The organism is Tessaracoccus oleiagri, assembly GCF_900103275.1.
Lineage (GTDB): Bacteria > Actinomycetota > Actinomycetes > Propionibacteriales > Propionibacteriaceae > Arachnia > Arachnia oleiagri.
On record NZ_FNGP01000004.1, the window covers coordinates 121,913 to 145,553 of the forward strand.

At 71.0% G+C, this 23,641-nt stretch carries 26 protein-coding genes and 1 tRNA gene; 24 read left to right on the forward strand and 3 right to left on the reverse strand.

Going from position 1 to position 23,641, the window contains the following annotated elements:
• Positions 1 to 169 precede the first annotated feature (169 nt).
• The 5 genes from BLR46_RS11155 (at position 170) to BLR46_RS11175 (ending at position 5,482) form a co-directional block, all read left to right on the forward strand.
• Positions 170 to 2,383, forward strand: coding sequence for a polyribonucleotide nucleotidyltransferase (locus BLR46_RS11155; RefSeq protein WP_425441395.1), 2,214 nt, complete (start codon positions 170 to 172; stop codon positions 2,381 to 2,383).
• A 162-nt stretch (positions 2,384 to 2,545) separates the two neighbouring features.
• Positions 2,546 to 3,286, forward strand: coding sequence for a 4-hydroxy-tetrahydrodipicolinate reductase (gene dapB / locus BLR46_RS11160; protein ID WP_093252191.1), 741 nt, complete (start codon positions 2,546 to 2,548; stop codon positions 3,284 to 3,286).
• Between the two features lie 119 nt (positions 3,287 to 3,405).
• Positions 3,406 to 4,209, forward strand: a complete 804-nt coding sequence (locus BLR46_RS11165; protein WP_093252193.1) for a DUF4397 domain-containing protein — start codon at positions 3,406 to 3,408, stop codon at positions 4,207 to 4,209.
• A gap of 99 nt (positions 4,210 to 4,308) precedes the next feature.
• Positions 4,309 to 4,875, forward strand: a complete 567-nt coding sequence (locus BLR46_RS11170; RefSeq protein WP_093252195.1) for an RNA polymerase sigma factor — start codon at positions 4,309 to 4,311, stop codon at positions 4,873 to 4,875.
• Positions 4,868 to 5,482, forward strand: a complete 615-nt coding sequence (locus BLR46_RS11175; RefSeq protein WP_176761748.1) for an anti-sigma factor — start codon at positions 4,868 to 4,870, stop codon at positions 5,480 to 5,482. Before BLR46_RS11170 ends, BLR46_RS11175 begins: the two co-directional genes overlap by 8 nt.
• Here BLR46_RS11175 and BLR46_RS11180 read toward each other — a convergent pair.
• Complete coding sequence (locus BLR46_RS11180; RefSeq protein ID WP_093252197.1) at positions 5,454 to 5,993, reverse strand: GNAT family N-acetyltransferase; 540 nt, start codon at positions 5,991 to 5,993, stop codon at positions 5,454 to 5,456. The genes BLR46_RS11175 and BLR46_RS11180 overlap by 29 nt on opposite strands.
• Positions 5,994 to 6,026: 33 nt before the next feature.
• Between BLR46_RS11180 and BLR46_RS11185 the strand changes: the two genes are divergently transcribed.
• The 5 genes from BLR46_RS11185 (at position 6,027) to proB (ending at position 11,056) form a co-directional block, all read left to right on the forward strand.
• Positions 6,027 to 7,703 (forward strand): ribonuclease J, encoded by a 1,677-nt coding sequence (locus BLR46_RS11185; protein WP_093252198.1) that lies wholly within the window; start codon positions 6,027 to 6,029, stop codon positions 7,701 to 7,703.
• 128 nt (positions 7,704 to 7,831) lie between these two features.
• Positions 7,832 to 8,140, forward strand: a complete 309-nt coding sequence (gene rplU, locus BLR46_RS11190) for a 50S ribosomal protein L21 (protein ID WP_093252199.1) — start codon at positions 7,832 to 7,834, stop codon at positions 8,138 to 8,140.
• Positions 8,141 to 8,152: 12 nt separating this feature from the next.
• On the forward strand, positions 8,153 to 8,401 hold the full coding sequence (gene rpmA, locus BLR46_RS11195; RefSeq protein WP_093252200.1) for a 50S ribosomal protein L27: 249 nt from the start codon (positions 8,153 to 8,155) through the stop codon (positions 8,399 to 8,401).
• An 83-nt stretch (positions 8,402 to 8,484) separates the two neighbouring features.
• A complete protein-coding gene (obgE, locus tag BLR46_RS11200; protein ID WP_093252201.1) occupies positions 8,485 to 9,975 on the forward strand; it encodes a GTPase ObgE in 1,491 nt (496 codons plus the stop codon).
• Positions 9,965 to 11,056, forward strand: coding sequence for a glutamate 5-kinase (gene proB / locus BLR46_RS11205; protein ID WP_093252203.1), 1,092 nt, complete (start codon positions 9,965 to 9,967; stop codon positions 11,054 to 11,056). The genes obgE and proB overlap by 11 nt, the downstream gene beginning before the upstream one ends.
• Before the next feature lie 6 nt (positions 11,057 to 11,062).
• Here proB and BLR46_RS11210 read toward each other — a convergent pair whose 3' ends face one another.
• On the reverse strand, positions 11,063 to 12,259 hold the full coding sequence (locus BLR46_RS11210; protein WP_176761749.1) for an MFS transporter: 1,197 nt from the start codon (positions 12,257 to 12,259) through the stop codon (positions 11,063 to 11,065).
• A gap of 228 nt (positions 12,260 to 12,487) precedes the next feature.
• Between BLR46_RS11210 and BLR46_RS14885 the strand changes: the two genes are divergently transcribed.
• From BLR46_RS14885 to BLR46_RS11260, 12 genes are all read left to right on the forward strand, one after another.
• Positions 12,488 to 13,021, forward strand: coding sequence for a hypothetical protein (locus tag BLR46_RS14885; protein ID WP_176761750.1), 534 nt, complete (start codon positions 12,488 to 12,490; stop codon positions 13,019 to 13,021).
• A gap of 51 nt (positions 13,022 to 13,072) precedes the next feature.
• Positions 13,073 to 14,314 (forward strand): glutamate-5-semialdehyde dehydrogenase, encoded by a 1,242-nt coding sequence (locus BLR46_RS11215; protein ID WP_093252206.1) that lies wholly within the window; start codon positions 13,073 to 13,075, stop codon positions 14,312 to 14,314.
• Positions 14,315 to 14,332: 18 nt separating this feature from the next.
• Positions 14,333 to 14,470 (forward strand): hypothetical protein, encoded by a 138-nt coding sequence (locus tag BLR46_RS15100; protein WP_176761751.1) that lies wholly within the window; start codon positions 14,333 to 14,335, stop codon positions 14,468 to 14,470.
• Entirely contained in the window at positions 14,467 to 15,135 is a 669-nt protein-coding gene (gene nadD / locus BLR46_RS11220; RefSeq protein WP_093252207.1) for a nicotinate-nucleotide adenylyltransferase, read from the forward strand. The genes BLR46_RS15100 and nadD overlap by 4 nt, the downstream gene beginning before the upstream one ends.
• On the forward strand, positions 15,122 to 15,490 hold the full coding sequence (gene rsfS, locus BLR46_RS11225; RefSeq protein ID WP_093252209.1) for a ribosome silencing factor: 369 nt from the start codon (positions 15,122 to 15,124) through the stop codon (positions 15,488 to 15,490). The genes nadD and rsfS overlap by 14 nt, the downstream gene beginning before the upstream one ends.
• Positions 15,487 to 16,134 carry a histidine phosphatase family protein gene (locus BLR46_RS11230; RefSeq protein WP_176761752.1) on the forward strand — a complete coding sequence of 216 codons (648 nt, stop codon included), beginning with the start codon at positions 15,487 to 15,489 and terminating at the stop codon, positions 16,132 to 16,134. Before rsfS ends, BLR46_RS11230 begins: the two co-directional genes overlap by 4 nt.
• A 53-nt stretch (positions 16,135 to 16,187) precedes the next feature.
• Positions 16,188 to 17,855, forward strand: a complete 1,668-nt coding sequence (gene hemC / locus BLR46_RS11235) for a hydroxymethylbilane synthase (RefSeq protein ID WP_093252213.1) — start codon at positions 16,188 to 16,190, stop codon at positions 17,853 to 17,855.
• A gap of 346 nt (positions 17,856 to 18,201) precedes the next feature.
• A complete protein-coding gene (locus BLR46_RS11240) occupies positions 18,202 to 18,420 on the forward strand; it encodes a hypothetical protein (protein WP_093252216.1) in 219 nt (72 codons plus the stop codon).
• Positions 18,421 to 18,490: 70 nt separating this feature from the next.
• Complete coding sequence (locus BLR46_RS11245; protein ID WP_093252218.1) at positions 18,491 to 19,384, forward strand: 2-dehydropantoate 2-reductase; 894 nt, start codon at positions 18,491 to 18,493, stop codon at positions 19,382 to 19,384.
• Entirely contained in the window at positions 19,381 to 20,376 is a 996-nt protein-coding gene (locus BLR46_RS11250) for an O-antigen ligase family protein (protein WP_093252220.1), read from the forward strand. The genes BLR46_RS11245 and BLR46_RS11250 overlap by 4 nt, the downstream gene beginning before the upstream one ends.
• A 29-nt stretch (positions 20,377 to 20,405) precedes the next feature.
• Positions 20,406 to 21,233: a uracil-DNA glycosylase gene (locus tag BLR46_RS11255; RefSeq protein ID WP_093252221.1), complete on the forward strand. Its 828-nt coding sequence runs from the start codon at positions 20,406 to 20,408 to the stop codon at positions 21,231 to 21,233.
• Between the two features lie 26 nt (positions 21,234 to 21,259).
• Positions 21,260 to 21,763 carry an O-acetyl-ADP-ribose deacetylase gene (locus BLR46_RS11260; RefSeq protein ID WP_093252670.1) on the forward strand — a complete coding sequence of 168 codons (504 nt, stop codon included), beginning with the start codon at positions 21,260 to 21,262 and terminating at the stop codon, positions 21,761 to 21,763.
• 45 nt (positions 21,764 to 21,808) lie between these two features.
• Here BLR46_RS11260 and BLR46_RS11265 read toward each other — a convergent pair.
• Positions 21,809 to 21,881: transfer RNA gene (locus tag BLR46_RS11265), tRNA-Ala, on the reverse strand.
• Positions 21,882 to 21,968: 87 nt separating this feature from the next.
• Here BLR46_RS11265 and BLR46_RS11270 point away from each other — a divergent pair.
• Complete coding sequence (locus BLR46_RS11270) at positions 21,969 to 22,667, forward strand: M48 family metallopeptidase (RefSeq protein ID WP_176761754.1); 699 nt, start codon at positions 21,969 to 21,971, stop codon at positions 22,665 to 22,667.
• Positions 22,664 to 23,554: a hypothetical protein gene (locus BLR46_RS11275; protein WP_093252224.1), complete on the forward strand. Its 891-nt coding sequence runs from the start codon at positions 22,664 to 22,666 to the stop codon at positions 23,552 to 23,554. The genes BLR46_RS11270 and BLR46_RS11275 overlap by 4 nt, the downstream gene beginning before the upstream one ends.
• Positions 23,555 to 23,641: the final 87 nt, after the last annotated feature.

The window sequence follows — 23,641 nt, forward strand, 5'->3', positions numbered from 1 at the left end:
CGACAACCGCATGACAAGCTTTGTTCAATGCCGCCCCACCGGGAGTGACTCTGGTCCTCGGTAGTGGCCCTCGGGTGCCCTGAAGGCCCCCGCGGGCTTCGATCGAAGACCGGGTACCCCACGGCGGTTGATCAGTGTTGGGCGGCACCCAACGAAAGGATTCCTGCACGTGGCAGGTATTGAGTACACCGAAGCCGTGATCGACAACGGCTCCCATGGCAAGCACGTGGTCCGCTTCGAGGCGGGCCAGCTCGCGCAGCAGGCCGACGGCGCCGCCGCGGTCTACATCGACGAGGACACGATGCTGCTGTCGGCGACGACCGCGCAGAAGACCCCCCGCGACGCCATCGACTTCTTCCCCCTGACGGTCGACATCGAGGAGCGCATGTACGCGGCCGGCCGGATCCCCGGCTCGTTCTTCCGTCGCGAGGGTCGCCCGGGCGAGGGGGCCATCCTGGCCGCCCGCCTCATCGACCGCCCGCTGCGCCCCGCCTTCATCAAGGGGCTCCGCAACGAGGTCCAGGTCATCGTGACCGTCATGGCGCTGAACCCGAACGTCCTCTACGACGTCGTCGCGATCAACGCCGCCTCCATGTCCACCCAGCTGGCCGGTCTGCCGTTCTCCGGCCCGATCGGCGGCGTCCGCGTGGCGCTCATCGACGACACCTGGGTCGGCTTCCCGACGGTGGAGCAGGTCGCCAAGTCGACGTTCCAGATGGTCGTCGCGGGCCGCGTCCTCGAGGACGGCGACGTCGCGATCATGATGGTGGAGGCCGGCGGCACGGACGCCACCTGGGAACTCGTGCGCGGCGGCAAGACCGCTCCGACCGAGGAGGTCGTGGGCCAGGGCCTCGAGGCCGCCAAGCCCTTCATCAAGGCGCTGTGCGACGCGCAGGCCGAACTGGCCGCGAAGCTCCCCAAGGAGACCTACGACTTCCCGGTGTTCGTCGACTACGCCGACGACGTCTTCGCCGCCGTCGAGGAACTCGCCCGCGACCGGGTGGCCGAGGCCATGACGATCGCCGGCAAGCAGGACCGCGACGACGCCACCCACGCCATCCGCCAGGACGTCCAGGAGCAGCTGGCCGAACGCTTCGCGGGCCGTGAGAACGAGGTCTCCGCGGCGCTCAAGGCGCTCACCAAGAAGCTCGTCCGTCACCGGACCCTCACCGAGGGCGTCCGCATCGACGGCCGCGGCGTGACGGACATCCGCGAGCTCTCGGCCGAGGTCGCCGTGATCCCGCGCGTGCACGGTTCCGCGCTGTTCCAGCGCGGCGAGACCCAGATCCTCGGCGTCTCGACGCTGAACATGCTGGACATGGAGCAGAAGATCGACACGCTCTCCCCGGAGAGCACCAAGCGCTACATGCACAACTACAACTTCCCGCCGTACAGCACCGGCGAGACCGGCCGCGTCGGTTCGCCGAAGCGTCGTGAGGTCGGGCACGGTGCACTCGCCGAGCGCGCGCTCATCCCGGTGCTCCCGACGCGCGAGGAGTTCCCCTACGCCATCCGCCAGGTCTCCGAGGCGCTGGGCTCCAACGGCTCCACGTCGATGGGCTCGGTCTGCGCCTCCACGCTGTCGCTGCTCAACGCGGGCGTGCCGCTGAAGGCCCCCGTGGCCGGCATCGCCATGGGCCTCATGAGCGAGGACATCGACGGGGAGACGAAGTACATCGCCCTCACCGACATCCTGGGCGCCGAGGACGCGCTGGGCGACATGGACTTCAAGGTGGCCGGAACCCGTGACTTCGTCACCGCGCTGCAGCTGGACACCAAGCTCAACGGCATCCCCGCCGTCGAGCTCCAGAAGGCGCTGCTCCAGGCCCGCGACGCCCGCCACGCCATCCTCGACGTGATGGGTGAGGCGATCGACACGCCCGACGAGATGAGTCCCTTCGCTCCGCGGATCATCGCGGTGCGGATCCCGGTGGACAAGATCGGCGAGGTCATCGGCCCCAAGGGCAAGATCATCAACCAGATCCAGGAGGAGACCGGCGCGAACATCTCCATCGAGGACGACGGCACGGTCTACGTCGGGGCAACCAGCGGCGAGGCGGCGGACGCTGCCGTGGCGCAGATCAACGCGATCGCCAACCCCACCATGCCGGAGAAGGGCGAGCGCTACCTGGGCACGGTCGTCAAGACCACGACCTTCGGCGCGTTCGTCTCGCTCCTGCCGGGCAAGGACGGCCTCCTGCACATCTCGAAGCTCCGCGGGCTCGCCGGCGGCAAGCGCGTCGAGAGCGTGGACGACGTCGTGAGCGTCGGGCAGAAGCTGCAGGTGGAGATCTCCGACATCGACGACCGCGGCAAGCTGTCGCTCATCCCGGTCCTCGACGAGGAGCAGGCGCAGGCGGAGGAAGCCTCCGACGAGGAGTGACCTCCACGAACGATCGACGGGGGAGGGGCGGCGCGGTGCGCCGCCCCTCTTCCGTTCCCACCGCGGTCCGCTCGCGGTGCTGGTCTGGCGGGATTCCCGCGTTAGCGATACAAAAGGGGTAGAGGCCCGCCCGGGCGCCCGACCCACCACACGGAGGCAACCATGACCGAGATTCGAGTAGGCGTGTTCGGCGTCAGCGGCAAGATGGGCAGCCAGGTGGTGCGGGCCGTGGGCGAGGCGCCCGGGATGACCATCGTTGGCGGCTCGGACATCAGGGAGCCCCGGGAGACTATCGCCAACGCGCAGGTCGTGGTGGACTTCACCCACCCCGACGCGGTCATGGACAACATCGAGTGGTGCCTCTCGCGGAACCTGCACATGGTCATCGGCACCACCGGCTTCACCGAGGAGCGACTCGCCCGCGTCCGCGAACTGTGCGAGGAACACCCCCAGGTGGGCGTGGTGGTGGCGGCGAACTTCTCCGTCGGCGCCGTCCTGATGATGAAGTTCGCGGAACTGGCGGCCCCGCACTTCCCGTCGGTCGAGATCGTCGAGCTGCACCATCCCAACAAGGCGGATGCCCCGTCGGGGACCGCGACGACGACGGCGCAGCGCGTCGCCGCCGCACGGGCCGCCGCCGGCCTCGGCCCGGTGCCCGACGCGACCGTGCAGGACAACGGGGCCCGCGGCGGTGTCGTCGACGGGATCCACGTCCACGGCATCCGGCTCCAGGGGCTCGTGGCGCACCAGGAGGTGCTGCTCGGTACGGCCGGGGAGACGCTGACCATCCGCCACGACTCGTTCGACCGCGCGTCGTTCATGCCGGGTGTGGTCGCCGGCATCCGGCACGTGGTCCGGAACCCCGGGCTCACCCTCGGCATCGAGTCGATCATCGGCCTGTAGGCGCGGCGGACGGATCGCCGGAAAAAAACTTCGGCGAAGGTGCATCCGAACGGGGGAGTTCCGACGAAGTGCTTGGTGTCGGGGGTGACCAGCACCCCTTCCACCGAAAGGACATCGTCATGAAACTCCTTCGACTCCTCGTCGCCGGATCCCTCGCCGTATCCGCTTCGGCAGCGTTGGCCCAGACCGCGGCAGCCGACGACCACACCGCCACCGTCTCCGTCCTGCACGGCGTCCCCGGGGCCACCGTCGACGTCTACGCCAACGGCGACGAGCTCCTCAAGGACTTCGCGCCCGGCACCCTCACCGATCCGCAGCAACTGCCCGCGGGCGAGTACGACCTCAAGGTCGTGGCCGCAGGCGCCGGCGCGGACGGCGAGGCCGTCATCGAGGCCAACGACGTCACCGTGCCCGCGGGCGCGAACATCACCGTGGTCGCCCACCTGAAGGCCGACGGCACCCCGGTGCTGACGCCGTTCGTCAACGACACCGCCGCCTCCGCCGAGGGTGCGCGCCTCACTGTTCGCCACGTGGCGGCCGCTCCCGAGGTGGACGTCCGTGCGGGGGGCTCCCCGGTGGTGACGGCCCTCGCCAACCCCGAGGAGGCCAAGCTGGACATCGCCGCGGGCACCGTCTCGGCAGACGTCGTCGCGGCGGGCACCGACACCGTGGTGCTCGGCCCCGCCGACGTGACCCTCACCGAGGGCAACAACACCATCGTGTACGCCTGGGGCTCGCTTGACGACGAGAACCTCGCGCTCGCGGTGCAGACGGTCGGCATCGGCGACCACGCTGGGCTCCCCAGCACCGGCGTCTCCGACGAGCCGCTGCCCACTGCGCCGCTCGCCCTCGCGGTCGGTGTGGTCGCCGTGGTGGCGGCAGTGGCCGGCCGGGTGGTGCTCCGCAGCAGGGTCCGTGCCTGATCACCGTCCCCCCTCAGGCCCCCGTGCCGCCCCCCGGCGGCACGGGGGCCGACCCCGTTTCGCTGTGGTACCGAAGGGGAGTGTGTCACACTGACTGCCATGATCGTCGAGGACCTCACCCCCGTGGGTGTGCTGGCCGGACGGTTGGCCGCGGGCGATCCGCTCGCGCTGCGCGAGGCGTTCGACCGCTGGTCGCGCCTCGTCCACACCGTCGCCCGCTCGGCACTGGGTTCGGTGGCCGACGCGGACGACGTGACACAGCAGGTCTTCATCGCCGCGTGGAACTCGCGGGCCAGCCTGCGGGCCACCGACGAGTCCCTCCCCGCCTGGTTGCTCGGCATCTGCCGGCTCAAGGTGATCGATGCGCTCCGGGCCCGCAGCCGCGGACTCCGGAACGACGAGGCGATGCACAGCGAGGGGATGCGCTCGGACCAGGGCCAACCAGCCGGTCTCGACTCGGTCGTGGACGCCGTGGTCGTGCGCGACGCGCTCGATGCGCTCGGCGACCCCCGGGGGCGCGTGCTGAGGATGGTGTACCTGGAGGACCGGACTCACGAGGACGTCGCCGCTGCGCTGCAGCTTCCGCTGGGTACGGTGAAGAGCCACGTGAGGCGTGGCCTGGAGAAGTTGAGGGGCATCTTCGAGGAGGTGGATTCCGGTGTCTGAGGACCGCGAGTACTCGCTCGACGAGGTCGCGCAGCGGTTCCGCCGCGCCGCCACGGCGGAACCGGCATGGTCGGAGCCGTCGGCGGGCACGTGGGAGGCGATCGCCGCCGCCACGGGCATCGAGGTGGAGCCGCCGCCGTCGCCCGCTCCGGCCCCGGGTGGCGTGGGCCGGAGGGGTCTGCTGCTCGGTGGCGCCGGGATGCTGGCCGGCATCGCGCTGGGCGTGGCCGGCGCAGTGGCCCTCGGCGCGCTGGACGACTTGGGGGAGACCATCCTGCGGGCGGTACTGACCCCGCTGGACCGCCCCGACGAGACGCTGGGCACCGCCGAGCTGCGCGAGCGGGAGACCGGCTACAGCCTCTCGGTGGAGGTTCCCGACGGCGTCGCGAACCCCGACGGGTACGTCGAGGTGTGGCTGATCAACTCGGACGGCCAGCGCATGGTGTCGATCGGCGTGTTCCCGGCCGACACCGTCGGCAGGTTCATCGTCGACCCGTCCCTCATCGAGGCCGGCTACGTGATCGTGGACCTCTCCAACGAGCGCTTCGACGACGAGCCGCGCCACTCCGGCGACACGATCATGCGGGGTCAGCTGGTGCGGGACTGATGTCGGTGTGGAGGCGGATGAGCTTGAGGCTCGCCTGACCGCTCTCGGTGGTCGCCTCCTGGTGCGCGCCGTCGGTGGCCCAGCCGCCCGAGACGAGGAAGTCGCGCAGGTCGTCCGCCTGGGACGGCACCCACATCGTCGCCGTCTCGAAGCCGTCCTGGCGCAGCGTGTCCACGGCCGCGTTCATGAGCCGGGAGCCGTGCCCGGTGTCGCGGTTCCTCACGTCGACGACGAACTCCTGGACCTGCCCGGTGGCCGGGCCTGCGTCCGGGTCGTCGGAGGGTGCCGTCACCGCGAAGCCGACGATGCCGTCCTCGCCGATCGCCACCAGCACCCGCATCTTCGCCAGCGGCGGGCGGGTGATGGCCTGGTGCCAGATGCGGCTCGCCTGGTCGGCCGGCACCTCGCTCAGCATCACCTTGAGGGCGGGGTCCTCGCCCCACGCGCGGCGCTGGATGCGGGCGATGTCGACGGCCTCGGCGGGCATGGCGAGGCGAACTGTGTTGATCATGGGGACAGTCTATTGTCGGTTAGCCTTACCCCTATGAGTGAACTCCGTACCCCACCCAAGTTGAAGCCCGGCACCCTGCGTGTGATCCCGCTCGGTGGGCTGGGCGACGTGGGGCGCAACTCCACCGCGTTCGAGATCGACGGCGAGATCGCCCTCGTGGACTGCGGCGTGCTGTTCCCGGAGGAGACCCACCCGGGCGTCGACCTCATCCTGCCCGCCCTCGACCACCTGTCGGACCGCCTCGACGACATCGTGGCGCTCGTCCTCACGCACGGCCACGAGGACCACATCGGCGCCGTCCCCTACCTCCTGAAGATGCGCCCCGACGTCCCCATCTACGGCTCGAAGCTCACGCTGGCGCTGGTGGCCGGCAAGCTGCGCGAGCACCGGCTCCGCGACTTCAAGCTCTTCGACGTGGCGGAGGGCGATGTGGTCCGCGCGGGCGGGTACGAGTTCGAGTTCTTCGCGGTCAACCACTCCATCCCCGACGCCCTCGCGGTGGCGATCCGCACCAAGGCCGGCGTCGCGCTCCACACCGGCGACTTCAAGATGGACCAGCTGCCGCTCGACGGCCGTCTCACGGACCTCCGGGGTTTCGCGCGGCTCGGCGCCAAGGGCGTGGACCTGTTCCTCGTCGACTCCACCAATGCGGAGACCCCCGGGTTCACGACGCACGAGGTGGACCTCGAGCCGGCGCTGGACCGCGTGTTCCAGGCGGCGAACGGGAAGCTGATCGTCGCCTGCTTCGCCAGCCACGTGCACCGCGTCCAGCAGGTGCTGGACCAGGCGGTGAAGCACGGGCGCAAGGCGGTCTACGTCGGCCGCTCGATGGTGCGCAACATGTCCACCGCCCGGGACCTCGGCTACCTCAGGGTGCCCGCCGGCGTCATGATCGAGCTCAAGGACCTCGGCAAGTACGCCGACGACGAGGTGGTGATCATCTCGACCGGCTCCCAGGGCGAGCCGCTGGCCGCGCTGAGCCGGATCGCCAACCAGGAGCACCAGCACATCGAGGTCGGCCCCGGCGACACGGTGCTGCTCGCGAGCTCGCTGATCCCCGGCAACGAGAACTCCGTCGGGCGCGTGATCAACGGGCTCACCCGCCTCGGCGCCAACGTCGTGCACAAGGGCAACGCGCTCGTGCACGTGTCCGGGCACGCCTCCGCGGGGGAGCTGCTCTACTGCTACAACCTCATCCAGCCCAAGAACGTGATGCCCGTCCACGGGGAGGTGCGGCACCTCGTCGCCAACGGCAAGCTCGCCGCCCGCACCGGCATCCCGGAGGAGAACATCGTCATCGCCGAGGACGGTGTGGTGGTCGACCTGGCCAAGGGGCGCGCCCGCATCGTCGGCAGGGTCGACGCCAGCTACATCTTCGTCGACGGGACCACCGTCGGCGACGTGAGCGAGGCCGTCAACGACCGGCTCATCCTCGGTGAGGAGGGCTTCATCTCGATCGTCACGGTCGTCAGCACGCACAACCGCGAGGTCGTCTCGGGGCCCGAGATCAGCGCCCGCGGCTTCGCGGAGGACCCCTCGGTCTTCGACGAGGTGCACCGCCAGATCTACGAGGCGCTCGAGCAGGCGCTGCGCGACGGGGTCGACGACACCCGCCGCCTGCAGCAGGTGGTCCGCCGCACGATCGGGGCCTGGGTTTCCCGGAAGCTGCGCCGTCGTCCTATGATCGTTCCGGTGGTCATCACCACCTAGCTCCCCGGTTTGACCCGTTCGCGGTCAGGACGTAAAGTTGTCCCTCGGTGCATTGCTGGCGCAGGATCGTCGATCCGGGCGCGTCGCACCGATCCAGAGCTTGAAGTTGTTAAGAAGGTAGGTCAGGCGTGTACGCGATCGTGCGCAATGGCGGACGCCAGCACAAGGTTGCTGTTGGCGACATCCTGGACATCGACCTGGTGTCCGAAGAGGTCGGCGGTACCGTCAACCTGCAGCCCCTGCTGGTCGTCGACGGTGACAAGGTCACCTCCGACACCAAGGGTCTCCAGAAGGTCACCGTGGCAGCCGAGGTCCTCGGCGAGTCCAAGGGTCCCAAGATCCGCATCATGAAGTACAAGAACAAGACCGGTTACAAGAAGCGCCAGGGTCACCGCCAGCGGTACACCCAGGTCAAGGTCACCGGCATCGAGAGCTGAGGGAGTACAGAAATGGCATCCAAAAAGGGCGTTTCCTCGACCCGTAACGGCCGCGACTCCAACGCCAAGCGTCTCGGGGTCAAGCGCTACGGTGGCCAGGTCGTCGGTGCGGGCGAGATCCTGATCCGCCAGCGCGGCACGCAGTTCCACGCGGGCGACAACGTCGGCCGCGGCGGCGACGACACCCTCTTCGCGCTCGCCGAGGGCACCGTCGAGTTCGGCGTCAAGCGTGGCCGCAGGGTCATCAGCGTCGTCTCCTGACACCACACACTCACCGAAAGCGGCCCCGCGAGGGCCGCTTTTGTTTTCCGCCGATCACCGGCCCGCGCAGTTAGGCTCATCCCATGGCAATCCCGTCCTTCGTAGACCGAGTGAAACTGACCGTGGCCGCCGGCAACGGGGGACACGGGTGCGCCTCCGTGAAGCGCGAGAAGTTCAAGCCGCTGGGCGGCCCCGACGGCGGCAACGGCGGTGACGGCGGCTCGGTCATCTTCCGTGTCGACGGGGGCCTCACCACCCTGGTCGAGTTCCACCGCCAGTCCGTGCGCCGTGCATCCAACGGTGCGCCGGGCCAGGGCGACTTCCGGCACGGCGCGCGGGGCGAGGACATCGTGCTCAGCGTCCCGAGCGGCACCGTGGTCACCGACCTCGAGACCGGGGAACAGCTGGCGGACCTCACCGAGGAGGGTCAGGAGTTCGTCGCCGTGCTCGGCGGCAAGGGCGGGCTGGGCAACGCCGCGCTGGCCTCGTCGGCCCGCAAGGCCCCCGGCTTCGCGCTCCTCGGCGAGGAGGGCGAGGCGCGCGAGATCCAGTTGGAGCTCAAGGTCGTCGCCGACGTGGGTCTGGTGGGCTTCCCGTCCGCCGGCAAGTCGTCGCTGATCGCCGCCATCTCACGGGCTCGGCCCAAGATCGCCGACTACCCGTTCACCACGCTCGTGCCGAACCTTGGCGTCGTCGTGGCGGGAGACGTGACCTACACCGTCGCCGACGTCCCCGGCCTGATCGAGGGCGCCTCGCTGGGGAAGGGACTGGGCTTCGACTTCCTGCGCCACATCGACCGCTGCCAGGCCATCGTGCACGTCATCGACCTCGGGACCTACGAGCCCGGCCGCGACCCGGTGGGCGACCTCGAGATCATCGAGGGCGAGCTCGCCGCCCACGGGGGTCTCGAGGACCGCCCGCGCCTCGTCGCGCTCAACAAGGTCGACCTCCCGGACGCGCCCGAGATGGCGGAGATCGTCCGCCCCGACCTCGAGCGCGCGGGGCACCGCGTCTTCGCGATCTCGACGAAGACCGGTGAGGGCCTGAACGAGCTGAAGTTCGCCATGGCGGAGATCGTCGAGGCCAGGCGGGCGGCCCTGCCGGCGGCGGAGCCGCGCCCGGTCATCCGGCCCAAGCCCGTGGGTCGCGCGAAGTCCGGGCAGGGCGAGTTCACGATCGTGAAGAAGGGCGACGGCGAGGGCGGCTTCGTGTGGCGCGTCCGGGGCGAGAAGCCCGAGCGCTGGATCCGGCAGACCGACTTCAACAACGCCGAGGCCGTCGGCTACCTCGCCGACCGGCTCAACCGCATCGGCATCGAGGCGAAGCTCCTGGAGATGGGGGCCGTCGCGGGCGACGCCGTGGCGATCGGTGGCGAGGACGCAGTAGTGTTTGATTTCGCACCACAGATCGAGACCGGTGCCGAGCTCCTCAGCCGGCGCGGGGAGGACCAGCGGCTCGAGTCCGAGCGTCCCGCCGCCGCACGGCGTCGCGAGCGGGACGCGGACTACCACGCGTCGAGGAACGCCGGGATCGACTACGCGCTGGAAGGACTCCCCACCGACGATGAGGACTGAGGTCTCGGACGCCAAGCGGATCGTCGTCAAGATCGGTTCGTCGTCGCTGACCCGCCCCGACGGGCACCTCGACGAGGTCCGCGTGACCGAGATCGCCGCCGCCCTGGCCCGACTGCACCGCTCGGGCAAGCGGATCGTCCTCGTGTCGTCGGGCGCGATCGCGGCGGGACTCCGTCCGCTGGGGCTGAAGAGGCGGCCGCGCGACCTCGAGACCCAGCAGGCGGCGGCCGCCGTCGGGCAGGGCATGCTGATCCGGCACTACAGCGACGCGTTCGCGGAGCACGGCGCCATCATCGCGCAACTGCTGCTGACCGTCGAGGACGTGCTCCGGCCCACCACGTACCGCAACGCGCTCAACACCTTCTCCAGGCTCTTCCGGCTGGGCGTCATCCCCGTCGTGAACGAGAACGACACGACCGCCACCCACGAGATCCGCTTCGGCGACAACGACCGGCTCGCCGCGCTGATCGCCCACCTCGTGCGGGCCGACGCGCTGCTGCTGTTCAGCGACGTCGACGGCCTGTACACGGCACACCCGGACACGCCGGGAGCGACGAGGCTGGACCGGGTCGACGACATCGCGTCCCTCTCCGTCGACACCTCCCGGGTCGGGTCGAAGATCGGCACCGGGGGCATGCGGACGAAGCTGCAGGCAGCCGAGATCGCCACCTCCGCGGGCATCTCGGTGGTGCTGACCCACGTGGACCGCTTCGAGGAGGCGATCGGCGGCGAGGAGGTCGGCACGTTCTTCACGCCCTCGGGCAAGCGCCGGCCGCGACGGCTGTTGTGGCTGGCCCACGCGGCCGAGCCACGCGGGCGGGTCCACGTCGACGCCGGCGCCGTGCGGGCCATCACGAAGCGCCACGCGTCCCTGCTCCCCGTCGGGGTGACGCAGGTCGAGGGGGCGTTCGCCGAGGGGGATCCCATCGAGGTGGTGGGGCCGGACGACCTCGTCGTGGCGCGAGGCTTCGCCGGGCACGGGTCGCACGAGCTCCTCGACGCGCTGGCCTCCGGCGACGCGGACGGTGCGCTCGGCATGCATGGGCCAGTGGTCCACCGGGACCTCCTCATCCTGCTCTGAGCGGGCTCAGCGCGCCCCGCGAGGCAGACGCAGCGCACGGGCGAACGCGGCGGTCCACGCGGCCCCCGCCCAGGCCATCCAACCGACGGCGCTCATCGCGGCCGGCAGGGATGCGACGAGGAGGAGCCCCGAGATCAGCAGCGGTCCGCCGAGCTGGCCGCCTTGGGTGAACATGGCCCAGATGCTCAGGAACTTCGCGCGCCCGACGTTGGGGCTGAGGTCCGCCCCGATCGTCATGTTGATGCCGGCCCCGAGCCCGTTGCCGACGCTCATCACCACGACCGCCACGACGAATCCGGTGGAGGTGGGGGACAGGGGCGCCAGGAGGAACCCGGCGCCGTAGACCACGAGGCACGCGATGAGGATGAGCGAACGCCCGAGCTGGTCCTTCAGGTAGCCGCCCGGGAACATGAGCACCATCTCCACGGCGGCCCCGACCGCGACGATGAGGGAGATCTGCGCCTCGCTCCAACCGAGCCGGGTGCCCCACAGCGCGATCAGGATCGGCTGCCCGACGCGGGCGGCCGCGAGCGTGACGATCGCGACCCCCGCGAGCGTGACGGCGCCCCACCGGATCCCCTGCTCGAGCTCCTGGGGCGTGCGCGACTCGCGGGCTCGGCGGGCCGTGTCGTCGAAGGAGGCGTTCAGGCGACGGACGAACAGCAGCCCCGTCGCCGCGACGGACGTGAGCACGGAGAAGGCGAACACCGACCACAGCGGGAGCCAGACCAGCAGGAGCGCGCCCGCCAGCGGCCCGACGAGGTTGCCGGCGCGCATGGTCCCGCCGAGCGCCGTCATGGCCTGCCCCCGCTGGTGCACGGGGAGCGCGTCGGCGACGACGGCCTGCCGCGCCAGCCCGAAGGCCGTGACGGCGGGGGAGCGCAGCACGAGCGCCAGGATGAACAGCGGCAACGACCAACGGCCCGGCCAGGCCATCGCCACCACGGTGACGGCCGTCAGGGCGGCGGCACTCGTCGTCGCGATGGCCATGGCGCGGCGGTCGCCCACCCGGTCGATGAACATGCCCACCGGCACCGTGGAGACGAGCGCGGCCGCGCCGGCGATGGCCACCAGGGCGCTCGCCAGCGCCTCGCCGGCACCGAGCTGCAGCGCCGCGAGGACGAGGATGGGGAGCACCGCGCCGGTACCCACCGAGAAGAGGAACGACGGCACCAGGACGGGCCAGAGGATCAGGCGGAACAAGGCGCTCCTTCCACGCTGCCGGGCCAGCTTAGTGCCGCGCCGAACCACCCACTGACAGCCCGTTTTGGCGTGGCGTCGACGGGGCCCTATTGTTCTCGCGGCAGGTGCGTTCCTGCCCTTGTTTCGGAAGCGTGAAAAATGGATATCGTCGGGCTCTTGGCATGGCTTGCGGCAGCAGTGGGAACATCGACGGCGGTGCCCCAACTGGCAAGGATCCTGCGTACCCGGGTGACCACCGGCGTCTCGACGAAACTGTGGCAACTGAGCCTGCTGAGCGCCGTCGCCTGGACCGCCCACGGCTACCTCACCGAGCAGCACGCCATCACCTGGCCGACCGCCGCCGTGGGCCTCCTGCAGGCGACGATCCTCGTCGCGGTGGCCCGGTCCGAGGGCGCGGGAATGCTGCGCACGTTCCTGCCGCCCGTCCTCGGCGGCGTGGCCATGATCGCGCTCAACGTGGCCATGGGCCCGGTCGTCTTCGGCGCCGTCATCACCCTCGCACCGACGATGGGCCAGCTCGCCCAGCTGAGGGTGATGCATCGCGCCTCGGACCTGTTCGGCGTCTCCCGGGACTACCTGGTCCTGAACCTCGCCGCCCAGGCCCTCTGGCTGGGCTACGGGCTGCTGGCCGTGGAATGGGCGATGCGCGTCTCCGCCGGCACGATGACGGTGCTCGCGTCGGTCTCGCTGGCGTACTACCTCCACCGCCGGCTGCGGCTGGCGCGGGCGGCGGAGACGCTGGCCGTCGGGGCCGCGGCCTGAGGCCACGGACATCCCGGGCCCGCACGGTCGGTGGCTGTCTAAGCTTGGGGCATGTCGTTCATGGATCAGGCAGTAGCCGCCCGCAGGGCCGCGCAGGAACTCGCGACGCTCGACCGCGCCACCAAGGACCGCGCCCTCCACGCGATGGCCGACGCCCTGGCCGCGGCCGAGGCGGAGCTCATCGCGGCCAACGAGGCCGATGTCGCCCGCGCCCGGGAGGCCGGTACGGAGGAGTCGATCGTCGACCGCCTGAAGCTCACGCCCGCGCGGGTCGCCGCGATGGTGCAGGGCCTGCGGGACCTCGCGGCGCTGCCCGATCCGGTGGGCGACGTGGTGCGTGGCTGGCGACTCCCCAACGGTGTCTCGGTGCGGCAGGTGCGCGTGCCGCTCGGGGTGCTGGGCATCATCTACGAGGCCCGGCCCAACGTGACTGCCGACGCCGCAGGGATCGCACTGAAGTCGGGCAACGCCGCGCTCCTGCGTGGGTCCAGTTCGGCGCTGGAGTCCAACCGGGTCACCGTCCGCGCCCTCCGCAAGGGCCTCGAGGCCGCGGGCGTCACGCCCGACGCCGTCCACCTGGTCGAGGGTGGTCGCGAGGTCACCACCGAGATGATGACGGCCCGCGGCTACATCGACGTGCTGATCCCGCGCGGCGGTGCGGGGCTCATCAACGCTGTGGTGAACGGATCCACCGTCCCCGTCATCGAGACCGGCACCGGCAACTGCCACGTCTTCGTCGACGCCGGGGCCGACCAGTCCAAGGCGCTGGACATCCTCCTCAACGCCAAGACCCAGCGGCCGAGCGTGTGCAACGCCGCCGAGACGCTGCTGGTCCACCGGGACATCGCCGACGAGTTCCTCCCGAGGGCGTTCGAGGCGCTGCGGGGCGCGGGCGTCACCGTCCACGGGGGCGATGACGTGCGGCGCTTCTCCGACGAGGTCGTGCCGGCCACCCCGGACGAGTTCGACGGCGAGTACCTCTCGCTCGACCTCGCCGCCAAGGTGGTGGACTCCATCGACGAGGCCATTGACCACATCCGCGCGCACACCACCGGCCACTCCGAGACGATCGTCACCGAGTCGCGCGACTCGATCGCCCGCTTCACCGCGGAGATCGACGCCGCCGCCGTGCTCGTCAACGCGTCCAGCCGCTTCGTCGACGGGGGCGAGTTCGGGTTCGGGGCGGAGATCGGCATCTCCACGCAGAAGCTGCACTCGCGGGGCCCGATGGGGCTCCCGGAGATGACCTCCACCAAGTACATCATCGAAGGCTCGGGCCAGACGCGCGCGTGATTCGCTAGGATCACCCGCATGAATCTTGTGTTGCTCGAAGCCGAGGCCACCGGCGGACTGCCCCCGATCCTGACGGGCATCATCTCGCTCGCCGTCCTGCTGACCGCCCTCGGCATCGTCGTCGCCATGGGCATGGGTCGCCCGAACAGCAAGTGACCTCCACCGAGCTCGGCATAGCCCGCGCCGGGCGCGAGAAGCGCTACCGGCTGGGCGTCATGGGCGGTACCTTCGACCCGATCCACCACGGCCACCTCGTGGCCGCCTCGGAGGTGGCCGCCAAGTTCGGGCTCGACGAGGTCGTGTTCGTCCCCACCGGCGTGCCCTGGCAGAAGTCGCACCGCGACGTGTCGCTCGCCGAGGACCGCTACCTGATGACGGTGATCGCCACCGCGTCGAACCCGCGGTTCTCCGTCTCCCGGGTGGACATCGACCGGCCGGGCAACACGTACACGGTCGACACGCTGAAGGACCTGCGCCGGGAGCGGGGCGAGGACGTCGACCTCTTCTTCATCACCGGTGCCGACGCCGTCCGGCAGATCCTCACCTGGCGGGGCGCCGACGAACTGTTCGACCTGGCCCACTTCGTCGGCGTGACGCGCCCGGGCGTGCCCATGACCGCCGACGACCTCAAGCACCTCCCGCCGAAGGCGGTCACCCTCCTCGAGGTGCCCGCGCTGGCGATCTCCTCGACGAACTGCCGTGAGCGCTCGAGGCAGGGCGAGCCCATCTGGTACCTCGTGCCCGACGGGATCGTGCAGTACATCGCCAAACGAGGCCTCTACCCCCAAGACCAATCTGGAGTACCGCGTGACCGCAACTGACGAAGCCCTCGAGACCACCCGGGAGGCGGCCCGCGCCGCCTCGGCGAAGCTGGCCGAGAACGTGGTGGCGTTCGACGTCAGCGAGCAGCTCAACATCACCGACGTGTTCCTCGTGTGCTCGGCGGGGAACGAACGCCAGGTGAGCGCGATCGTCGACGCCATCGAGGAGCAGCTCCTGAAGATCGGCCGTAAGCCGGCGCGCCGCGAGGGCGACCGCGAGAATCGCTGGGTGCTGCTCGACTACATCGACGTGGTGGTCCACGTCCAGCACGACGAGGAGCGCGTCCTCTACAACCTGGAGCGGCTCTGGAAGGACTGCCCGGAGATCGACCTGGAGCTCCCGGAAGCGTCGTGACCCGCCTGATCGTCCTGCGGCACGGCGAGACGCTGTGGAACCGCGACCGACGCATGCAGGGCCAGGCCGACGTCGAACTGAACGCCCGCGGAATCTCGCAGGCGAGGGCAGCGGCCGCGGCGCTGGCCGGTGAGCACTTCGACGCGATCTACTCCTCGCCCCTCAAACGCGCCTCCGTGACCGCCCGCGTCGTCGCCGAGTCCAAGGGGCTGCCGGTGCGCCTCGACGAGCGACTGGGGGAGATCCACGTCGGGTCGTGGTCGGGCCGCACCGCCGCCGAGATCCACCTCGAGTTCCCCGGCCAGCAGGAGCTGTACTTCGCCGGCCGGGACTATCGCCGCTCGTCGACGGGGGAGACCGCCGCCGAGGTGGGCGACCGGGCCGAGGCCGTGGTGGGCGACATCGTCGCGGCGCATCCCGAGGGCACGGTCCTGCTCGTCTCGCACGGCTACTTCACCCAGCTGCTGGTGTCGCGGCTGCTCGGCATCGAGGGTTTCGGCAACCGCCTCGGGACGCTGCGCAACGCCCACTGGTGCGAACTCCGGCACGATCATGGACGCTGGTACCTGGTGACGTACAACATCGGCCAAGATCGTCCTGACGACGTGATCGGCACTGCTGATAGTCCTGCCCCGCGCGAATGATCCCGGCGAGGCATGAGAAGGTTTGAACAAGGAACTCGTAAGGAGGATCAGCGGTGAAGCTGAGGCTGGGCACGCGAGGCACTGATCTCGCCAAGGCACGGACCAACCAGGTGGCGGAGGGCCTGCGGGCGTTGGGCCACGACGTCGAGGTGGTGCCCGTGACGACGGCCGAGCCGGACGCCAACCACATGGACGACGGGCTGTCGTTCCGGGGCCAGTTCGCCGCCGAGCTGCGCCAGGCACTCCGCGACGGATCCGTGGACGCCGTGGTCCACTCGACCAAGGACATCCCCATCGGGGAGCAGCGCCAGCCCGACCTGGTGATCGCCGCCGTACCGCTGCGCGACGACTGGCGCGACGCGCTGGTGTCGCGGAACCGCCTCCGGCTGCGCGCGTTGCCGCGTCAGGCCCGCGTGGGCGTGACGTCGCTCCGGCGCATCGCGCAGATCAGGCGGATCCGGCCCGACCTCACCTTCGTCGACGTCGGGGGCACGATGGCCGAACGCCTCGCCCGCGTCCAGCCGGGCGACCTCGACGCGGTGGTGCTCTCCGCGTCGGCGCTGCAGCGCACCGGCATGATCGACCAGGTGGCCGAGTTCCTCGACATCCTCCCCGCGCCCGGGCAGGGGGCGAAGTCCATCGAGTGCCGCGCGGCCGACAGGGACGTCATGGAGGCGCTCGCCGCGCTCGAGGACCTCGAGACCCGCATCTGCGTCGCCGCCGAGCGTGACTTCCTGTTCCGGCTGGGTGCCGACTACCGCATGCCCGTGGGCGCGCTCGTGTCGCGGCGCTCGATCCTGAACCTCAAGGCCGCCGCGACGAGCGTCGACGGAAGCCGCTACATCCAGCTCGAGATCGGTATGCCCACGTCGCTCCTGCACGCCAAGCGTGCCGGCGAGCGGATGGCGCAGGCGTTCCTGGAGCGCGGCGTGATGGAGTTCCTCTCGCCCGAGGCGCTCGCCGACGTCCGGTTCTCCGCCCAGCACGACGAGGAGACCGGCACCCTGGACGAACTGGGGCCCGACGCCCCGCACATCCTTCTGCCCCGGCAGGAGGGCCGACTCTCCTCCTCGTTCCGGGAGCGGGGGATCAGCATCGACACCGCCCCGCTGCAGATCGCCACGATCCTCGACGGGGCCACGAACCTCATGGACGACGCGGACTGGGTGTTGTTCCCGTCGGCGCACACGATCTGGGCGGTGCGCGAGTTCGGCTGGGAGATCCCGAAGGACAAGAAGATCGCCGCCATGGGTTCCACGACGCGAGAACTGCTCGAGGAACTCGGGCTGGAGGTCCACCTGTCCCCGGAGGGCACGGCCAGTTCGAAGCGCCTCATCGACCTGTTCCCCGAAGGCTCCGGACGCGTCGTGATCCCGTGCGCCGACGACCTCAGCACCCGGTTGCAGGACGGGCTCAGCGCCAAGGGTTACGACGTCCAGCGCATGCCGGTCTACCACATGGTCGACCTCGAGGAGGTGGCCGGTTGGGTCCTCGACGGCTGGGAGAACGCACGCTACGACGCCATCCTGCTGACCTCGCCCTCCGTGGCGCGGAGCGCGCTCAACCTCCTTCCCCGCAACGGCACGATGGTGCTGGCCTGGGACGAGGACACGGCGAAGGTGCTCCGCGAGGCCGGGGTCGACGTGGCCGCCGTGGCCTCGACGAAGGACGACTCGGGCGTCGACCAACTCGCCGCCGCGGTCAGGGAACGCAGGAAATAGTCGGTCCGGAGCGCCCCCGGAAATAAGTCGCGAAATTCTTTTGCCGCCGCTGTTGACTTCTTGTCCGGCGGCGGCTTAAGGTTGTCCCGGATTCGATGAAGAAAGGAGAGGTCCCATGTTGATTCGCAACAAGACGCAGGCGCCGTTCGGCAGCCGCGGGGTCGTCTCCGTCCTCGCCGCGTAGCCGCCCAGCGCTCGCCCAGTTCCTTCCAGCACACACCCGCCCGACGGCGGCACTGCTGGCACGCCTTTTCCAGGTACCCCATTCTTGCTTCGGCATGCCATTTCGTCGCGCCCGAAAAAGCGACGCACTTTTGAAGAAGAGATATTCATCATGCACACCCAAATGACCGACCAATTGGTGCACGTCGTTTCCGTGTCGTCGGCCCAGAAGCCTCCGTCGATCCTCGATCGCGTGGCACTGCGTGTCGGGCTGTGGCTCATCCAATGGGGCACCGGCCGGCCGACGGCGGCCCGCGACGGCCTCGCGAACCGGGAACTCCTCGACCGCGAACTGCGCGAGCGCCGATACCAGCAGCGCCTCGACCTGCACCGTCCCTACTGAACCAGCCACCGGGCCCGGCACCACCAGGTGCCGGGCCCGACCACTTCTCGGGCGGCCCTAGACTGCGGTCATGAGGATCGCGTTCATCGGGGCGGGTGCCGTGGGTGGCTGGTTCGGCGGGAGGCTCCTCGAAGCGGGCCACGAGGTGGCCTACGTCGCGCGGGGAGCGACGCTCGAGGCGCTCCGCGACCAGGGCCTAGTCCTGAACGGGGCGGCAGGGCGCCCGGTGTCCGCGGTGCGGTCGGCTGCCGAGCTCGGCGACTGCGACGTGATCTTCCTCACCGTCAAGGCGACCCGGGACACCGATTTGCGTGCACTCCTCGCCGGGGCGCCCGATGCCCCCGTCGCCGTCACGCTCAACGCCGTGGACGCGCCGGGCCGGGTCGCCGAGGTCGTGGGGCGCCACCGCACCTGGCCCGGAGTGGTCCGGGGCTTCTTCCACCACGTCGGCCCCGGGCGGGTGGACTTCCGCGGGGGCCCGGCGTCCTACGTGTTCGGGACGTTCGACGGGACGCCCCACCCGCTGGCCGACCGGCTGGCGCGGGAGCTCACGTCGGCCGGTATCGAGAGCCGGGTCCACCCGCAGGTGTGGCTGGACCTGTGGGAGAAGGCGATGTTCGTGACCTGCTTCGGCGCTCTCGGGGCGCTGACGTCGCAGCCGCTCGGCGCCCTGCGGACCGCGCACCGCCGCTCCCTGCGCGCCCTGATGGAGGAGGTGTTCGCAGTTGCCGTCGCCGCGGGCGTCGAACTCGACGGGGGGACCGTCGACCGGGTGATGGCGTTCGCCGACCGCATGCCGGCCACCGCCACCAGTTCGATGCAGCGCGACCTCGCCGCAGGTACCACCGGGGAGCTCGACGCCCAGGTCGGCGCCATCTGCCGGCTGGGCGCCGCCCATTCGGTGGACGTGAGGCTGCACGACCTGCTGCTGGACGTCCTGGCGCCCGACCTGGCACGCGGATGAGCGAGCGCCGCGCGTTCCCGCTGTTCGTCGCCTGCGTGGGCGTCTGGCTCGTCTGGGCGTCGAGCGCGCTGCTCAGGACCGGCAGCCCGCTGGACCTCGGCTCCCCGTATCTCCTGTCCCCGCTGCTGCTCGTGGCGGGCGTGGTGGCCGGGCGTGTGGCCGCCGAGCTGCGGCACAGGCTGGTGGTGCTCGCCGCGGTGGCGGGCGCGGGTCTGTGGCTCCTGGTGGCCGGCTCGATGTACCTGAATGCCCAGGCCGCCGTCGGCGTCCAACTCGTGGCCCTCGCGGGCCTGGTCCTCGTGACCGAGCCGCGCGGGACGCGGGGCGCGCCCGGCCGCGCGGGGCTCACGGCCGCCGTCGCCGCCGTCGGGCTGCTGCTGGCCGCTCGGTCGGACGCGGCGGCCACCCTGGCCCTGCCGCTCGTGGTGCTGGTCGCCGTCGTCGCCCGACGCGGGGACGGGCCACGCCGTCGCCCGGTGGTCGCGGCGGCGGCCGGGCTGCTGGCGATCGCAGCGGCCACCGTCACCTGGCTCGGCAGCCTCGACTCGTGGCCCGACGGGCTGGCCGCCAGCAGCAGCCTCAGCGCGGCGCGGCACACCCTGTGGGGTGACGCGATCGCCCTCTGGCGCACGCAGCCGCTCGTCGGCGCGGGCCCGGGCGCCTTCCGGGAGTACTCGGCCCTGGCGTCGTCGGACCCCGACCTCGCGACGGTGCACTCGTCCGTCCTCCAGGTCGGGGCCGAGCTGGGGCTGGTCGGCTGCGTCCTGTTCGCGGCCGTGCTCCTCTCGGGCCTGCGGCTGGCCTGCCTCGGCTCCAGGGCCGGCTCCGTGGTGGCGGTCGTGGCCTGGACCGCGCTGGGGGTGCACTCGGTGATCGACCACCTCTACGAGTTCCCGTCCGTCGTCCTCTCCGCGGGGGCGGTCCTGGGCTGGGCCGGGGCGACAGGTGGGCGCGGGACGTCGGTGCGACGCGCAGCGGCGCCCGCCGGGTGACTGACCGTCGGCCGTGGCAGAGTCGCCCCATGGCATCCCTCGATCCGCACCCGCTGACCGGCCAGCGGTTCCCGTCGCCGGTGCCGCCCGGCACGGGCTGGCCCGAGGACCCCGCCGGGCCGGACACCGAGGCCGCGCACGACGCCGACGACGTCGCCCGCCTCGCCGGCGCCGCGTCCGACCAGCGCGACCTGGACGCTCACGTCTCGGTGTGCAGGGCCTGCCCGCGGCTCGTCGAGTGGCGTGAGGAGGTGGCCACCACGGGGCGCCGGGCGTCCTTCCGCGACCAGCCGTACTGGGGCAGACCGGTGCCGTCCTTCGGCGACCCCGACGCCGAGGTGCTGATCGTCGGGCTGGCCCCGGCGGCCAACGGTGCGAACCGGACCGGCCGGATGTTCACGGGGGACCGCTCCGGCGACTGGCTCTACGCCGCCCTGCACCGGACCGGGTACGCCAACTCGCCAACGGCGACCGCGGCGGGCGACGGCCTGCGGCTCTCGGGGGTGCGCATCATCGCGACGGTCCGGTGCGCGCCCCCGGCCAACAAACCCACGCCCGCGGAGAAGGCCACCTGCGCGCCGTGGCTGGACCGGGAGCTCCGGTTCGCCGAGCAGCGGGTGCGGGCCATCCTGGCGCTCGGCTCGATCGGCTGGGACGCGGCGCTGGGCGCCGCCCGCCGTCTGGGCTGGGAGGTGCCGGTGCCCAAGCCGAGGTTCGGCCACGGCGCCGAGGCGCTGTTGGGGGCCGGCGATAGGCGCCCCGTGCGCCTCGTCGGCAGCTACCACGTGAGCCAGCAGAACACCTTCACCGGGAAGCTGACCGAGGCCATGCTCGACGAGGTGCTCACCCGGCTCTGAGCCGGTGCACACTGGGCCTCATGGACGTGCAGCGCATCATCCCCGTGCTCGGGGACATCACGAAGCAGGACGTGGACGCCGTGGTCAACGCCGCGAACAACGCCATGCGCGGGGGAGGGGGCGTGGACGGCGCCATCCACCGTGCCGGGGGCCCGGCGGTGCTCGACGACTGCATCCGGCGCTTCCCGCAGGGGCTGGCCACCGGGGACGCCGGTTGGACCACGGCAGGGAACCTCCCGGCGAAATGGGTCATCCACACCGTGGGCCCCAACCATGCGGCGGGACAGCGTGACCGTCGCCTTCTCGAGTCGTGCTACCGCAGGGCGCTCGAGGAGGCCGACGAACTGGGGGCGCGGAGCATCGCCTTCCCGCTGATCAGCGCCGGCATCTACGGGTGGCCCAAGGAGGACGCCATCCGGGCGGCGGTGGAGACGATCGTTGCCTCGCCGTCACAGGTTGGTCGCGTGGCGCTCGTCGCGCTCGACGAGGCGACGGTGGCGGCCATCCGCGAAGTGCTTCTAGGATCCTGAACGGCGACGGGGCCCGGCATTCCTGCCGGGCCCCGTCGGGAGGGGTGGAGCTAAGGGGATTCGAACCCCTGACCTCTTCCATGCCATGGAAGCGCGCTACCAACTGCGCCATAGCCCCAGGTTTGTGTCGTTTTGTGACCCGATGAACGATAGCGCATGCCGGAGGAAAAGGAAAAATCGGGATGCGGGCGGTACCGTGTGCGACGTGAGGAGTGCGCGGATCTCGATGCTCGACGTCGACGGGCTCCGCGTCGAGCTTCGCCGGGGCCCGGTGAAGAGCGTGCGGCTGGGAGTGCGCCCCGACGGCAGTGTGCGGCTCAGCGCACCGTCGCGGGCCCCGGAGCAGCGGCTCCGCGACTTCGTCCGCGAGCACCGACAGTGGCTCGTCGAGCAGAAGGACCGGCAGGACGCCCGGCGGGCCCCCGCGGACCACCTGCGCCACGGCGGGCGGGTGCGGCTGTGGGGGCGCTGGCTGGAGGTCGTCCGCGAGCACGGCAGTCGCGCAGGTGCCCAGGTCCGGGAGGGCCGGGTCCACATCGTCGCGCCCGACGACGCGGCCGCGGAACGTGCGGTGGAGCGCCTCCGCCGTCGCGAGATCGGCGCCAGGGTGGAGGCGATCGCGCCGGCGCTGGAGCAACGGGTCGGGCGGGCGCCCGTCGCCTACCGCTACCGCATGATGGTCTCCCGCTGGGGCACCTGCAACGTCGTGAGCCGACACATCACCCTCAACACCTGGCTCGTGCAACGGCCGCCGGACGAACTGGAGTACGTCCTGGTGCACGAACTGGCGCACCTCGTCGAGCGCGGCCATGGCCCGCGCTTCCGCGCCGTCATGGATGCTGCGCTGCCCGGCTGGCGAGGGATCCGTGAGCGCCTGCAGTCGGAGGCCCCGCCCCAGCCATGAGCACACCACCCGCGACACTCCCCGCCGAGCGGTGGCGTCCACTGGCCGAGGCGCATCGCGAGGAGGTCCGCGCCGAGCTGGCCGACGTGGTGCGGCGCCGTGACCGCGCAGAGAAGCACCCCGTGGACGACTTCCTCTTCCACTACTACAACCTCCGGCCCTCGCACCTCGCCCAGTGGCACCCCGGCGTGGGGACCGCGGTGGAGGACGACGGCACCTGGCCGCAGCCCACCTACGTCGTCGAGGTCGGCGCCGCCAGGCTCGACGAGGCGCACCTCCTGTCCCGACGTCGTGGGACGGTCGAGACCGCCGCCAGGCTACTGACCGCGGCCGCTGGCAAGGAACCCAGGTTCGGCTGCTTCGGCATGCACGAGTGGGCCATGGTGTACCGGCTCGAGGACGGGCAGGCGCGGCACCCCTACCTGCCGCTGCGCTACCCGCGTGAGGAGCTCGCCCGGATCGTCGAGGAGGTCGGCTGCCGCTGCTCGCACTACGACGCGTTCCGGTTCTTCACCCCACCCGCGAGGCCGCTCAACCTGCTGGCGCCGACGAGGGAGCGGCAGGCGGACCTCGACCAGCCGGGCTGCCTCCACGTCAACATGGACCTCTACAAATGGGCCGGCAAGCTCTGGCCCGCCGTCTCGTCGTCGCTGCTGCTGGAGACCTTCCGGCTCGCCCGGGACATCCGGGTGGTCGACATGCGCGCATCCGCCTACGACCTCACCGACTGGGGGTACCCGGCGATCCCCGTGGAGACGGCCGCGGGGCGGGCGGAATACGTGCGCCTGCAGCGGGGTTTCACCGCGCGCGCCGAGCCCCTGCGCGCCGCGCTGATCACGGTTGTGCAACGACTCGGCGTGGCTGCTCCGAATCCGGAAAATTCTTGACAACCTGACCCCGCACCCCATGCGTAGTAGAGATGCAAGGCCACCTGGACCTGCATCCTTCTTCCCCAACCTGCGAGATTGAGGTCG

Bases quoted from the DNA above. Each gene is read 5' to 3' on its own strand.
- dapB (WP_093252191.1), top strand. From the start codon at position 2,546: ATGACCGAGATTCGAGTAGGCGTGTTCGGCGTCAGCGGCAAGATGGGC.
- BLR46_RS11165 (WP_093252193.1), top strand. From the start codon at position 3,406: ATGAAACTCCTTCGACTCCTCGTCGCCGGATCCCTCGCCGTATCCGCT.
- BLR46_RS11170 (WP_093252195.1), top strand. From the start codon at position 4,309: ATGATCGTCGAGGACCTCACCCCCGTGGGTGTGCTGGCCGGACGGTTG.
- BLR46_RS11180 (WP_093252197.1), bottom strand. From the start codon at position 5,993: ATGATCAACACAGTTCGCCTCGCCATGCCCGCCGAGGCCGTCGACATC.
- BLR46_RS11185 (WP_093252198.1), top strand. From the start codon at position 6,027: ATGAGTGAACTCCGTACCCCACCCAAGTTGAAGCCCGGCACCCTGCGT.
- rpmA (WP_093252200.1), top strand. From the start codon at position 8,153: ATGGCATCCAAAAAGGGCGTTTCCTCGACCCGTAACGGCCGCGACTCC.
- obgE (WP_093252201.1), top strand. From the start codon at position 8,485: ATGGCAATCCCGTCCTTCGTAGACCGAGTGAAACTGACCGTGGCCGCC.
- proB (WP_093252203.1), top strand. From the start codon at position 9,965: ATGAGGACTGAGGTCTCGGACGCCAAGCGGATCGTCGTCAAGATCGGT.
- BLR46_RS11215 (WP_093252206.1), top strand. From the start codon at position 13,073: ATGTCGTTCATGGATCAGGCAGTAGCCGCCCGCAGGGCCGCGCAGGAA.
- BLR46_RS15100 (WP_176761751.1), top strand. From the start codon at position 14,333: ATGAATCTTGTGTTGCTCGAAGCCGAGGCCACCGGCGGACTGCCCCCG.
- BLR46_RS11240 (WP_093252216.1), top strand. From the start codon at position 18,202: ATGACCGACCAATTGGTGCACGTCGTTTCCGTGTCGTCGGCCCAGAAG.
- BLR46_RS11245 (WP_093252218.1), top strand. From the start codon at position 18,491: ATGAGGATCGCGTTCATCGGGGCGGGTGCCGTGGGTGGCTGGTTCGGC.
- BLR46_RS11250 (WP_093252220.1), top strand. From the start codon at position 19,381: ATGAGCGAGCGCCGCGCGTTCCCGCTGTTCGTCGCCTGCGTGGGCGTC.
- BLR46_RS11255 (WP_093252221.1), top strand. From the start codon at position 20,406: ATGGCATCCCTCGATCCGCACCCGCTGACCGGCCAGCGGTTCCCGTCG.
- BLR46_RS11275 (WP_093252224.1), top strand. From the start codon at position 22,664: ATGAGCACACCACCCGCGACACTCCCCGCCGAGCGGTGGCGTCCACTG.